Source organism: Bariatricus sp. HCP28S3_A7, from assembly GCF_052066375.1.
In the GTDB taxonomy this organism is placed as follows: Bacteria; Bacillota; Clostridia; order Lachnospirales; family Lachnospiraceae; genus Allocoprococcus.
Genome location: NZ_JBQHSG010000007.1, coordinates 113,128 through 126,932, shown reverse-complemented (window position 1 = coordinate 126,932; position 13,805 = coordinate 113,128). Strand labels below are relative to the sequence as shown.

General features: G+C 44.6%; 9 protein-coding genes. 6 read left to right on the top strand and 3 right to left on the bottom strand.

Annotated features, from left to right (window positions below):
* Positions 1-18: 18 nt before the first annotated feature.
* Together nhaC and ACTNA4_RS07080 are read right to left on the bottom strand one after the other, a co-directional pair.
* On the bottom strand, positions 19-1,473 hold the full coding sequence (nhaC, locus tag ACTNA4_RS07085; RefSeq protein WP_427820574.1) for a Na+/H+ antiporter NhaC: 1,455 nt from the start codon (positions 1,471-1,473) through the stop codon (positions 19-21).
* Between the two features lie 136 nt (positions 1,474-1,609).
* On the bottom strand, positions 1,610-2,491 hold the full coding sequence (locus ACTNA4_RS07080; RefSeq protein ID WP_427820575.1) for a LysR family transcriptional regulator: 882 nt from the start codon (positions 2,489-2,491) through the stop codon (positions 1,610-1,612).
* A 198-nt stretch (positions 2,492-2,689) separates the two neighbouring features.
* Here ACTNA4_RS07080 and ACTNA4_RS07075 point away from each other — a divergent pair, with 198 nt between their 5' ends.
* Positions 2,690-3,973 carry a serine dehydratase subunit alpha family protein gene (locus ACTNA4_RS07075; RefSeq protein WP_427820576.1) on the top strand — a complete coding sequence of 428 codons (1,284 nt, stop codon included), beginning with the start codon at positions 2,690-2,692 and terminating at the stop codon, positions 3,971-3,973.
* Positions 3,974-4,218: 245 nt separating this feature from the next.
* Here ACTNA4_RS07075 and ACTNA4_RS07070 read toward each other — a convergent pair whose 3' ends face one another.
* Positions 4,219-4,674, bottom strand: a complete 456-nt coding sequence (locus tag ACTNA4_RS07070; protein WP_427820577.1) for a hypothetical protein — start codon at positions 4,672-4,674, stop codon at positions 4,219-4,221.
* 189 nt (positions 4,675-4,863) lie between these two features.
* Between ACTNA4_RS07070 and ACTNA4_RS07065 the strand changes: the two genes are divergently transcribed.
* From ACTNA4_RS07065 to ACTNA4_RS07045, 5 genes are all read left to right on the top strand, one after another.
* Positions 4,864-6,042: a M20 family metallopeptidase gene (locus ACTNA4_RS07065; RefSeq protein ID WP_441029300.1), complete on the top strand. Its 1,179-nt coding sequence runs from the start codon at positions 4,864-4,866 to the stop codon at positions 6,040-6,042.
* Between the two features lie 288 nt (positions 6,043-6,330).
* Complete coding sequence (locus tag ACTNA4_RS07060; protein WP_441029298.1) at positions 6,331-8,580, top strand: ATP-binding cassette domain-containing protein; 2,250 nt, start codon at positions 6,331-6,333, stop codon at positions 8,578-8,580.
* A 158-nt stretch (positions 8,581-8,738) separates the two neighbouring features.
* Entirely contained in the window at positions 8,739-10,163 is a 1,425-nt protein-coding gene (gene pyk / locus ACTNA4_RS07055) for a pyruvate kinase (protein WP_441029296.1), read from the top strand.
* A gap of 12 nt (positions 10,164-10,175) precedes the next feature.
* Positions 10,176-11,279 carry a PucR family transcriptional regulator gene (locus ACTNA4_RS07050; protein WP_427805970.1) on the top strand — a complete coding sequence of 368 codons (1,104 nt, stop codon included), beginning with the start codon at positions 10,176-10,178 and terminating at the stop codon, positions 11,277-11,279.
* A gap of 43 nt (positions 11,280-11,322) precedes the next feature.
* Positions 11,323-13,614 carry a hydratase gene (locus ACTNA4_RS07045; RefSeq protein ID WP_441029294.1) on the top strand — a complete coding sequence of 764 codons (2,292 nt, stop codon included), beginning with the start codon at positions 11,323-11,325 and terminating at the stop codon, positions 13,612-13,614.
* The last annotated feature ends 191 nt before the right edge of the window (positions 13,615-13,805 follow it).

The window sequence follows — 13,805 nt, the reverse complement described above, 5'->3', positions numbered from 1 at the left end:
GTTTGTTTTACTCCTTTATTACTTCCCAGCCTTTGTGTTATCAAGTTTAGCAATACCGAATCCGGTGAATCCCCAAATCAGTGCAAAAATGAATCCTGTATAACAGAGAATTGCCCATGGCAGGTAGGATAATGTTTCAACTCCCAGTGTTCCCGCCATATATGCGCCTGCTGCAGACCATGGAACCAGTGGTACAAATACGGTTCCGGCATCTTCCAGTGTTCGGGAAAGATTCTTTGCTGCAAGACCACGTTCTTTGTATGCATCACGGAACATTTCACCAGGGATTAAAATGGACAAGTAGGAATTACCGGTTGTAAGTGCCATAACAATACAAGAACCTACGGTGGCTGCGATCAGTGCACCGGTACTCTTTGCGACGCTCAGGATTTTCTGAAGAACAACATCCAGACATCCTGCCCGGCTCATAATACCTGCGAAGCAGAATGCGCAGAATACCAGAAGTGTCGTACTCATAATACCATTCATACCGCCACGGTTAAGCAGCTTTGTGATTTCGGCAGAAGCGGTTGCAGAGTCGAATCCGGATTTGGTTATCATCGTTACATTGAATCCATTTACAGTCGAAGCAAAAATATTCTTCAGAGGCTGTCCCTGGAAGATAAATGCTTCAATTCCGGCAACAACAGTAGAAAGGAGCATGACCGGAAGGGTTGGCTTTTTCAAAAGAGAACCGGCAAGGATAAGTACTACCGGCAGAAGAAGCAGGAGATTCCAGTTATACATCTGATCCAACTGTGCCAACATCGTTGTTACTGCCTCTGAATTCGCTCCGGCAGAAACATTTGCATTCATTCCGGCAATAGCATATACGACCAGAGATACGATCGTAGCAGGAATGGTGGTGTAAAACATATGTCCGATATGTTCATATAATTCGCTTCCGGCTGCGATAGGAGCCAGATTCGTTGTGTCAGAAAGCGGTGACATCTTATCTCCGAAATAGGAACCGGCAATAACTGCACCTGCTGTTGCCGGAAGTGAAACACCAAGTGTACTTGCGATACCCATCAGAGCGACACCCATTGTTGCAACAGATCCCCAGGATGTACCTGTAACGATAGAAACTACTGCTGTGATTAAGAATGCAGTTACCAACAAGAATTTTGGACTTACAATCTGAACACCATAATAAATCATAAGCGGAATAGTTCCGGCAGCCATCCAGGTACCGACTAACGCGCCTACGCAGACCAAAATTAATATGGCAGGCATACCTTTGGCAATTTTGTTACAAATTTCATCCAGCATTTCATCCCAGGTAACACCTACACGGAATGCGATGAATGCAGCGACGCAGGCAACCATGATAAGAAGTGGTTCAGTATTGAATCCATAGATTCCTTTGCCGATGGTCAGGATGATCAACATCGCAATAATAGGAATGATAGATTCTGTAAACGTGGGTTTTCTTTTGAAATGACTTTTTCTCTCTTTTGTTTCTTTACTCATATTTTCTCCTCCTTTAGTTGCGAAAACAGTAAATTTTCTTTACCTGTTTTTGCGAATTGTATTGATATTCATTTTATCATAGATGGGGAATAATGGCAATGAAAGCACTTCTTGTAATGAATGATTTGTGCACAATTCATAAAAAATCCTGCGCCAGTTCTAAAAAGGCCTTCATTTCACGGGTTACCCATTTGTCTTTATGATAGACGATCTGGCGGCAGACTTGCAGATGAAAATCACGGACATCCAGCCTGCTCAGACGACCTTCATCCAGATCTTTTTTTACGATAAATCCGGGCAGAAATGATACTCCCAGATTGTGGCGAAGCTGATTGATGATAAATTCTGTATTTCCTGTTTCGAGAAATGGGTGAAGTTCATACCCTTTTTCAGCAAGTGATTCTTCAAGCAGAAGACGATAACTGGCATCCTTTTCTGTGGAAATAAATGGTTGACAGATCACCTCGTCCAGATTCAGTTCTCTGCGCTTCGAAAGCGGATTCTCAGAAGAAGATACGAAAAAAACCTCTTCCGGTTTTTCCAGTACTTTTACCCATTTTGTGTTATACACAGGTTTATCCAAAAAATAGACGATGTCCAATGTATTCTTATCCATCATATGAAGAAGGATTTCGGGAGAATCTGTGACAATTTTTATATTTACTTTGGGATAACGACGATGATATTCACGCAAAAGGACGGGGAAAACAGACGCGCAGACCGATTCTATGGTCCCCAGGCAGAGCTTTCCTGTCAGCTCATCCGGATTCGATAGAGCATCTTTAGCCTGAGAGATTTCCCTTGTGATATTAGAGGCGTAATTATAAAAAATACGTCCCTGATGTGTAAGAAGCGTCTGTTTTCCGATTCGATCAAAAAGATGAACTCCGAGTTCATTTTCCAGATTTTTAATCTGAATTGTGACGGCAGCCTGAGTATAGCCAAGCTGCTCGGCGGCGCGGGAAAAGCTTTTAAACTTTGCTACTTGCAAAAACGTTGATATTTCGCGGAATTCCATACCGGTTCCTCCTGATTATAATATAAAAAGTATTTAACGATATTATAAAAACATTAAATTTTACATTTGTGATAATTCCATGATACACTGAGATTACGAGAACAGCAAGCTCTTTCTGGGGAGAAAGAGTGGACAAAAATGCGAGAGGAAAAATAGGGATAGCGATACCTGGAGGCAAGAAGAAAAGGAGAAAAAGAAATGTACAAAAACGATGAGAAATACGGAGCCTATGTGAATATTCTGAGAGAAGAACTTGTTCCGGCGATGGGATGTACGGAACCTATTGCACTGGCTTATGCAGCAGCGACTGCTCGCAAAGTTCTGGGAGAATTACCGGACAGAGTAGTAATCGGAGCAAGTGGCAGTATTATTAAAAATGTCAAATCTGTAATCGTACCGAATACGGATCACCTCAAAGGAATTCCGGCAGCTGCTGTGGCGGGAATTATTGCGGGAAAGCCGGAAAAAGAACTTGAGGTAATTGCAGAAGTAACAGCGGAAGAAATAGCCCGGATGAAAGAATATCTGGAAAATGTAGAAATCAAAATCGAGCATATCGACAACGGACTTACATTTGAAATTATTGTGACGCTGTATAAAGGGAAAGAATATGCAAAAGTAAGAATTGCAAACTATCATACGAATATTGTTCTTATTGAGAAAAATGGTGAGGTTTTAAAAGAAGTACCAGTGGATGACGAAAGCGAAGAGGGACTTACAGACAGAAGCTTGTTGAATATGAAAGATATTTTTGATTTTGCCGAAACAGTGGAAATTGAAGATGTGAAAGGGATCCTTGACCGCCAGATTGAATATAACATGGCAATTGCAAAAGAAGGAATCCGGGGAAATTACGGAGCAAATATTGGTTCTGTCCTGCTGGATATTGGGCAAGACAATCTTATGGTAAAAGCGAAGGCAATGGCAGCGGCAGGTTCCGATGCCCGTATGAATGGATGTGAACTTCCGGTTATTATCAATTCCGGAAGCGGCAATCAGGGAATCACGGCATCTGTACCGGTTATTGTATATGCAGAAGGAACACAGTCAGGAAAGGAGAAAATGTACCGTGCGTTGGTGCTCTCTAATCTGACGGCAATTCACCAGAAGACACCGATCGGGCGGCTTTCCGCATACTGTGGAGCAGTCAGTGCAGGAGCCGGAGCAGGTGCAGGTATCGCATATTTGTGCGGCGGTGGATACGAAGAAATTATTCATACAGTAGTAAACGCATTGGCAATTGTTTCCGGGATCGTCTGCGACGGAGCAAAGGCATCCTGTGCTGCGAAGATTGCATCCGCTGTTGAAGCAGGAATTTTCGGATATCAAATGTATGTACACGGACAGGAATTTGTCGGAGGAGACGGAATCGTTACAAATGGTGTTGAAGCGACCCTTCAGAACGTCGGAAGACTTGGAAAACAAGGCATGAAAGAAACAAATGAAGAAATCATCCGGATTATGATTGGGGAGAATTGTTAATCTGTAACTGTTCAGAGCCAAGCAGATTTGTCAAAAAAGGGTGTTGAATGCTTGCATTCGTGAGCACTTTTTTGTACAAATCTATTTGGCGGATACGCCACACTGAGGAAACACGAAGTGTTTTCGAGGTTGGCTCTGAACAGTTACGTTAATCTTATCTTAAGATGAAAAATGATAAAAAGCTGTATGTAAAACAGATGGTCTATCCGTGGTTTGCATACAGCCTTTTCTAATATAAAATAGTGCTATTTCTCATTCTTATCTTTCGGATTCTTCCAGAACCAGAACGCTGCAAGAATACCGGCTATGTATAAAATATTGACAAGGATGGTAGGCACATCCTTCAATAAATAAATGACCGCAACGATTGCAGCCAGAGAGACGGAAAGCTTAAAGGCTGTAAATAACCGCTTCTCTTTTCGTTCTTTTGCTTCCTGAAGCTGTTCAAACCGTTTTTGCTCTAACTTGAGATATTCCATAAGCTGAGAATTATCAATATGAGAAAGAATCCACTCATCTCGTGAAAAATCAGATTTCTTCGAGCGGAATGGAGAAAAAAGCCGTTTCGGCGGTTCTTCCTCTGAGACTGGTTCCATTTCTTTTTCCGCTCTGATCTCAGGATCTGGTGCTTCCGCTACCGGGTCTGGATTCATAATCGTTTCTTCTGTTTCCGTTTTGGAAGTTGGTGTATATTCGGACAAAGATATCCCTCCTGTTTGGCTGTGTGAAAATGAGCTATATGCCATATCATAACAGCTTTTAAGGGGAAATTCAAGGGTGACTGGGGCGGGTGACTCTTGTAGTTTTTACATATTCGTGCTATAGTTCTTTTTAGCAAAAGTTTTGCCGGGGGAGCAAAATCAAAACGCTGACACAAAGGAGGAATGTTTATGAATTATTATGAACGTGCACTGGAATTGAAGGAGGAGACTATAGCGGACCGTCGTTATATTCATACCAATGCAGAAGTGGGGTTGCATATGCCGAAGGCAAAAGCGTATGTGTTGAAGAAACTGACGGAATATGGCCTTGATCCGAAAGAATGCGGAGAAGGTGTTACCGCTACGCTTGGAAAAGGCGGTAAAGTGATTTTGCTTCGAGCTGATATGGATGCGCTTCCGATGCCGGAAGACAGCGGGCTCCCATTTGCCTGTCCTACGGGAACAGAAGGACATTGTTGTGGACACGATCTTCATGCGGCAATGCTTCTTACTGCAGCAAGATTGTTAAAAGAGAATGAGGACGCTCTGGAAGGAACTGTTAAATTCATGTTCCAGCCGGGAGAGGAGAATTTCACGGGAGCAAACAACATGGTTGAGAACGGAATTCTGGAGAATCCGAAACCGGATATCGCGATGGCTTATCATGTCGGTCCTGGAAAGATTCCGATGGGAACTTATATGTATAATGACAGTGGTAAGGCTATTATGTTCTCCATGGACGGATTTGAGATTCATATCAAGGGACGCGGTTCACACGGAGCATATCCACATATGTCTATTGACCCGATCAACATCGGTGTGCATGTGCACCTTGCGCTTCAGGAACTGATTGCGCGTGAGTGCAATCCGAATGATGCCTGTGTTTTGACGATCGGACAGTTCCAGGCTGGTTCCGCACCGAACATTATCCCGGAGAGCGCGGTGCTCAGTGGCACGATCCGTACCAATAGTCCGGATGCACGTAATCTGCTGCTGAAACGTATGAAAGAAGTGAGTGAACGTACGGCAGAAGTTTACGGCGGTACAGCAGAAGTAGTTATGACCGGCGGAGTCGGCCCGCTGATCAGCGATGCTGCGCTGACAAAGGAAATGGTAGGCTACATGAATGAGCTGCCAATCCCCGGACTTATGGGTTATCCGGGAATTACCGCCAGCGCTTCAGAGGATTTCGCTGTAGTTGCAGAGCAGATCCCGAGCGTATTTATGTATATATCCGCAGGATTTCTGGATGAAAGAGGAGCAGTTTCCGCTCACAATCCGAAGGTGTTGTTTAATGAAGACGTGCTTCCGATCGGATCAGCCTGCCTGGCCCACTGTGCAACTGAGTGGCTGAAGAATAATAAGTAGTCTTTAGCCTAAAAAGAAACTAAAATACAACAGAAAAAAAGGAACGGCTTTCACACCACGCTGTCAAGCAGATGACATTGAGGAACAAGGCCGTTCCTCTTTTTGTGTGCAAATGTTTTTTCGCGCGAATGTGCATGTATTGATCGGACGCAAGACTGGTTTTGTCGGCAGAAGAAAAATGTTGGAAAGAACATTGACCATACAAAACATGAATGATATTGTGAATATAGTTTGAGAAAATATATTGTCAAAGATCAAAAAAAGGAAAGGTTAAGCTGAAATTTGCAAATGAACAGAGAATTTATTCAAGTATTGAATGCCTATGAAAATAATTTGAAACATATTTCGATAGATATCCCGAAATATAAGATGACGGTGTTCACCGGTGTTTCAGGTTCAGGGAAATCTTCTTTGGTATTGGATACGATCGCAGCCCAGTCCAGACGGGAGTTGAATGATACATTCCCGGGATTTGTCCAGAATTATCTGCCCAAATACGGGCGGCCGCATGTGGAACGAATCGATAATCTTCCGGTCGCGATCGTGATCGATCAGAAAAAACCGGCACCTAATATGCGCTCTACAGTCGGAACGTATACAGACACTTATACACTTTTGAGACTTCTTTTTTCAAGAGTGGGAGAACCGTTTGTCGGCTATTCGGATACATTTTCATTCAATCATCCGCAGGGAAGCTGTCCGCGCTGCGATGGAATCGGTGAGATTACGGAACTGGATGTACACAAGCTGGTCGATTTTGATAAATGTCTGAATGATCCCGGAGTGATTAATTATGTCGCATTTGAGCCGGGACAGTGGCGATGGATCCGATATGCCAACAGTGGGCTGTTTGACCTGAATAAAAAGATAAAAGATTATTCGGAAGAAGAATTGGAACTGTTTCTGTATTCGCCGCAGATTCGTTTGAAAAACCCACCGGAAGGATGGCCGAAGACGGCAAAGTATGAAGGCCTGGTTCACAGAATGTACCGCAGTGTTCTGAATTCAGAGGAAGGAAAACTGCACAAACAGATCCTGGGTCCCATGACGCACCGCGGAGTATGTCCGGATTGCGGAGGTACCCGCCTGAATCCGAAGGTGCTTTCATGCCGGATAAACGGGAAAAATATTGCCGAAGTGACTGCGATGCCGCTTAAAGAACTGAGCGTATGGTTGAATGAAATAGAGTCACCGTTGGCGGAGGATATTAAGCGAACACTTTCTGCCAGAATACAGGCGCTAATTGATATTGGACTTGATTATCTGACACTGGCGAGGGGACTCGGAACCCTGTCAGGTGGAGAAGCACAGCGATGCAAGATTGCCAAATACATGAATTCATCTCTTACGGATCTGCTGTATATTCTGGATGAACCGAGCGTAGGCCTCCACAGTCATGATATCGACCGGCTTCTGCGGGCGGTGGAAAAGTTACGGGATGCAGGCAATACCGTTCTGATGGTGGAGCACCATAAGGAAATGATCCGGGCAGCGGATCATATCGTTGACATTGGCCCCGGGGCAGGTGCGTCCGGAGGAAATATCCTGTTTCAGGGAAGCTATGCGGAACTTGTGAAAAGCAATACCCGGACAGGGGAAATGCTTCGCAGGAAAAGTGGTTTGAAAACATGTGTCAGAATACCAAAGACCTGGTATGAACTTCAAAATGTGACATACCATAATCTAAAGGATATTTCCGTAAAAATACCGTTGGGCGTGATGACTGTGATCGCAGGAGTTGCCGGATCAGGAAAGAGCTCACTGATGGAACATTTTGCAGAGACATGCCCTGAAAAACCGATTTATATCAGTCAGAAAAACATTGGAATCAGTCTGCGGTCCACTCCTGCAACATACCTTGGAGCGGCAGATGAAATCCGGAAGATTTTTGCCGGAAAATGTGGCGTCAGTGCCGGACTTTTCTCGTTTAATGGAAAAGGGAAATGTCCGGTATGCAAAGGAAAAGGAGTGGTCGTCTCGGATATGGCTTTTATGGATTCCATCGAAACAGTATGTGAAGCATGCGGTGGTCTCCGATATTCCAAAGAGGTGCTGGAATATGAGGTAGACGGATATAACATTGCCCAAGTCATGGATTTTACTGTAAGTAAAGCAGAAGAATGGTTTGCCGGAACAGAGGTGGCAAAAATGCTGCATCCGCTGACGAGGGTGGGACTCTCCTATCTTCATCTGAATCAGTCCCTGTCCACATTATCCGGTGGAGAACTTCAGCGGCTGAAGCTAGCATCGTATCTGAACAGCAGTGGAAAGATTTTTATTCTGGACGAGCCTACCGACGGACTGCACATGGAAGACATTTGTAACATTCTGGAATTGTTTGATGAAATGGTGGATGCCGGGAACTCCCTTTTCCTGATCGAACATAATCTGGAAGTCATAAAAGGATGTGATTATCTGATCGAGCTGGGGCCGGGCGGAGGAAATGAAGGAGGAAATCTGTTGTTTGCAGGTACGCCGGAAGAACTTGTAACAAGTGAAAAATCTGTAACGGCGCCGTATCTCAAAGAAGACTTATAGAATGCATAGATTTTTGTGCAAAAGACGCAGTTGTGTGTGAATTAAAATCATGTTACGATAAGTGGTGTAATAGATAATATGTGACTTAAAGGCTATGACACGTCCACATAGCATATGGAAAAGCAGGGCAAGAGAAGAATAACAGTAGGAGGAACAGGATGCGCAAAACGAAAATCATTTGTACTTTAGGACCATCAACCGATAAAGAAGGGGTACTGGAGACACTGATTCAGGAAGGGATGGATGTTGCCAGATTTAACTTTTCTCACGGAAGTCATCGGGAACAGAAGGAGCGTCTGATCAAACTTCAGGAGATCCGGGAACGGCTCGGAAGACCGGTTGCCGCTCTTCTGGATACGAAGGGACCGGAGATCCGGATTCGTACTTTTAAAGAAGGAAAGGTTGAACTGGTCGAAGGACAGGAATTTACACTGACATCGGAAGACATTGAAGGAACAAACGAAAAGGTATCCGTAACCTACGAAGATTTATATAAAGACTTAAAGCCGGGAGACAGTGTGCTGATCGACGATGGTCTGATCGGTCTGGAAGTCGTAAGTATTGAAGGAAAAGAAATCCACTGTGTTGTAAAAAACGGGGGAATGGTTTCAGACCGTAAAGGCGTGAACCTTCCGGGAGTGGATGTGAATATGCCGTTTATCAGCCCGAAGGATAAAGAAGATATTCTTTTTGGAATTCGAGAAGGATTTGATTTCATTGCAGCTTCTTTTACACGTACAGCAGAAGATGTGGCGGAGATTCGTAAGATTTTATATGAGAACGGTGGAGCTGATATCGGAATCATTGCAAAGATCGAGAACCAGCAGGGCGTGAATAATATCGATCGAATCATCGAAGCTGCCGATGGAATCATGATTGCCAGAGGTGACATGGGTGTAGAAATCCCGCTGGAAGACGTTCCTGTCATCCAGAAGGAAATCATTGCCAAAGTTTACAATGCGGGGAAACAGGTTATCACGGCAACTCAGATGCTGGATTCCATGATAAAAAATCCACGTCCAACTCGTGCGGAGACGACGGACGTGGCAAATGCGATTTACCAGGGAACCAGCGCAATCATGCTGTCCGGAGAAACTGCAGCGGGAAAATATCCGGTGGAGGCACTGAAAACAATGGTTCGTATCGCTGTGCGAACCGAAAGTGACATCCCATATAATGAACTGTTCAGTGTCCGGAAAAAAGAAGAAAAGAAAGATATGACGACGGCGATTTCCCATGCAACCTGTATGACGGCCATTGATATGGACGCCAAGGCCATCATTACCGTGACCAAGTCCGGCCATACTGCGAGAATGGTGTCCAGATTTCGACCGGGATGTCCGATCGTGGGATGTACTTCCGATATGCGTACCTGCCGGAAATTAAATCTGTCTTGGGGTATTTCACCGATTTTGATCAAAGAAGAGTACAGCATGGAGATTTTATTCCTTCATGCGACAGAAGCAGCTGAACGAGAGGGATTTGTACAGGAAGGAGATGTGGCGATCCTGACTGCCGGTGTTCCGGTAGGGCACCCAGGAAAAACGAATCTGATTAAAGCGGCGATTGTCGGAGAGTATTAGGAGGAAAATAAAGTGTTATCGAATCAGATTTTACAGAGAACGATTCATGAAATCGGGGATATTGTGGAATGTAGTTGTTCCATTTGGAATATGGAAGCGGCCATGCTGGCCGCAGTCGGAGCAAAGAAGGGCTGGATCCAGCACGCAGTAGAAGCGTTTATCTCGGAGGTTCAGGAGGTGGGCTGTACGGCAGAACTTGTGACAGATGAGATTGCGGTCTTCCCGGTTTGTGATGAACTGGAGCCGATCTATATTTTTGTGATCGAGCATGAAGACAAACTGAACGGAAGGGTCAGTGGAAAACTCTGTGTGAGTCAGCTGGAAGGCTTGATCCGCATGAACAAGGAGCGGATGGATAAGAACCGTTTCATGCAGAATCTGATTCTGGATAATCTTCTTCTGGTCGATATTTACAATCAGGCAAAGAAATTGTCCATTCCGGTGGAAAAGCGCAGAGTAGTCATTCTGATCGAACCAAAGAATCCGGAGGATACCATCGTCCTCGAGATGGTGAAAGGCATCTATACTTCGGGAACCGGTGATTATGTAACGGCGGTCGATGAAGGACATGTAATCCTGATCAAGGCGCTGGATGAAACAGACAGCACAAGAGAGATCCAGCACAATGCGAAGATGCTGGTCGATATGATCAATACAGAAGCAATGGTAAATGTCCGAGTGGCTTACGGTACCATTGTGGAGGAACTGAAGGATGTTTCCCAGTCTTATAAAGAGGCGCAGATGGCATTGGATGTCGGAAGGATTTTCTATCCGGAAAAAAATATTCTCGCCTACAAGGAACTGGGAATCGGTCGTCTGATCCATCAGCTTCCGCTGTCACTTTGTGACATGTTTCTGGAGGAAGTATTTGCTGGAAAAGCAGTGGATCAGTTTGAAGAAGAAACCTTGTCTACCGTAGACAAATTTTTTGAAAATAACCTGAATATTTCGGAGACGGCAAGGCAGCTCTTCGTACACCGCAATACATTGGTGTACCGTCTGGAGAAGATTCAAAAACAGACAGGGCTGGATGTCAGAGTATTTGAAGATGCACTTACATTTAAAATTGCATTAATGGTTGCTGACCATGTGAAATTTGTCCGCTCAAAGGAATAACAGGTTCAGATAAATACAGCATAAAAGAAAAGGAGTGTTGACAATGGTGAAATTGTATGATGGTGGTGCGTATCTTGTAAATGGTATGGAAATTATTCCGGACGCACCGGATGCTTTGGAGGCAGTAAAAAGTAAGACAGGAACTCAGATCACGAAGCAGGAAGCTGCACAGCAGACCATGGCGTATGGAATACTGAAGGCACACAATACTTCCAGAAATATGGAACGGCTTCAGATTAAGTTTGACAAGCTGACTTCCCACGATATTACATTTGTCGGAATCATTCAGACGGCGCGTGCTTCCGGCCTTGAGAAATTCCCGATTCCGTATGTTCTGACGAACTGCCATAACAGCCTGTGTGCGGTTGGAGGAACGATTAATGAAGATGACCATATGTTTGGCCTTACCTGCGCAAAGAAATACGGCGGTGTCTACGTTCCGCCTCATCAGGCCGTCATCCATCAGTATGCAAGGGAAATGCTTGCAGGCGGCGGTAAGATGATTCTTGGTTCAGACAGTCATACCCGCTACGGAGCGCTTGGTACGATGGCGATGGGCGAAGGCGGACCGGAGCTGGTAAAACAGCTGCTGAATAAGACCTATGATATCAAAATGCCGGGTGTTGTGGCGATTTATCTTGACGGGGAACCAATCAAAGGCGTAGGACCGCAGGATGTTGCACTTGCAATCATCGGCGCGACATTCGGAAATGGCTATGTTAATAATAAAGTGATGGAATTTGTGGGACCGGGAGTTAGCAAACTGAGTGCAGATTTCCGTATTGGAATCGATGTCATGACTACAGAGACCACTTGTCTGTCCTCAATCTGGAGAACCGACGAGAAGATCAAAGAATTCTACGATATTCATGGAAGAGTCGGAGAATACAAAGAACTGAACCCGGGAGCAGTGACCTACTATGACGGACTGGTTTATGTGAATCTGAGCGAAATCCGTCCGATGATCGCGATGCCGTTCCATCCATCCAATGTATATACCATTGATGAGGTCAATGCAAATCTTGCAGACGTGCTTCATGATGTAGAACAGAGAGCCCTTGTAAGTCTTGATGGTGCAGTGGATTATTCACTGCAGAGCAAAGTGGTAGACGGAAAGCTCTATGTAGATCAGGGTATTATTGCAGGATGCGCGGGCGGCGGTTTTGAAAATATCTGCGCTGCAGCAGATATCATCAAAGGAAAATATATTGGTTCTGATGAATTTACATTCAGTGTTTACCCTGCAAGTACACCAATTTACATGGAACTTGTGAAAAATGGAGCAGTTGCGACACTGATGGAAGCAGGAACGATCGTGAAGACCGCATTCTGTGGACCATGTTTCGGCGCAGGAGATACACCTGCCAATAATGCATTCTCCATCCGACACTCTACCAGAAACTTCCCGAACCGTGAAGGAAGCAAGCTGCAGAGCGGACAGATCGCATCCGTAGCACTGATGGATGCACGTTCCATTGCGGCAACCGCAGCAAATAAAGGATTCCTGACACCGGCTACCGCGATGGATGTAGAATATAAGAATCCGACCTATCATTTTGATAAAAACATTTATGCAAACCGTGTATTTGACAGTCACGGCGTTGCAGATCCGTCTGTGGAAATCAAATTCGGCCCGAATATCAAGGACTGGCCGGCGATGAGTGCTCTTCCGGAAAATCTGCTTCTCAAAGTGGTTTCTGAGATTCACGATCCGGTAACGACAACAGACGAACTGATTCCATCCGGAGAGACATCTTCTTACCGTTCTAATCCGCTTGGACTTGCAGAATTTGCACTTTCCAGAAAGGATCCGGCTTATGTGGGAAGGGCAAAAGAAGTTCAGAAGGCACAGAAAGCGATTGAAGCAGGAACCTGCCCGCTGGATGTACTTCCGGAAATGAAGTCTGTTATGGAGAAGGTAAATGTAAAATTCCCGGAGGCAGGCAGAGGAAATCTGGGTGTAGGAAGTACGATTTTTGCTGTAAAACCTGGAGACGGTTCCGCGCGTGAACAGGCGGCATCCTGTCAGAAAGTGCTTGGTGGCTGGGCAAATATCGCCAACGAATATGCTACCAAGAGATACCGCTCAAATCTGATCAACTGGGGTATGCTTCCGTTTATCACAGAAGAAGATCATACCGCACTTTCCTTCAAGAATGGCGATTACATCTTCGTACCAGATGTCAGAAAAGCTGTCGAAGAGAAAGCAGCAGTGATCAAGGCGTATGTTGTCGGTGATGAGTTGAAAGAAATCGAACTGAAGTTAGGAGATCTGACGGATGTAGAAAGAGAGATCATCCTGAAAGGATGTCTGATCAATTACTATAGAGGGTAATACAACTAAAATATAAAGTGAGAGAAGCATTCCATTTATCGGGGTGCTTCTTTTTTCGAAAAAATTTATTTTTCTTGCAACACTTGCCCCTTTTATTTACTCTAATAAATAGAAGTCGACTTTCAAGGGAGGAGGGAGCAGCGGTGATTGATGCGAAGCAATTCACTGAATTATATAAATTAGTTTACAAA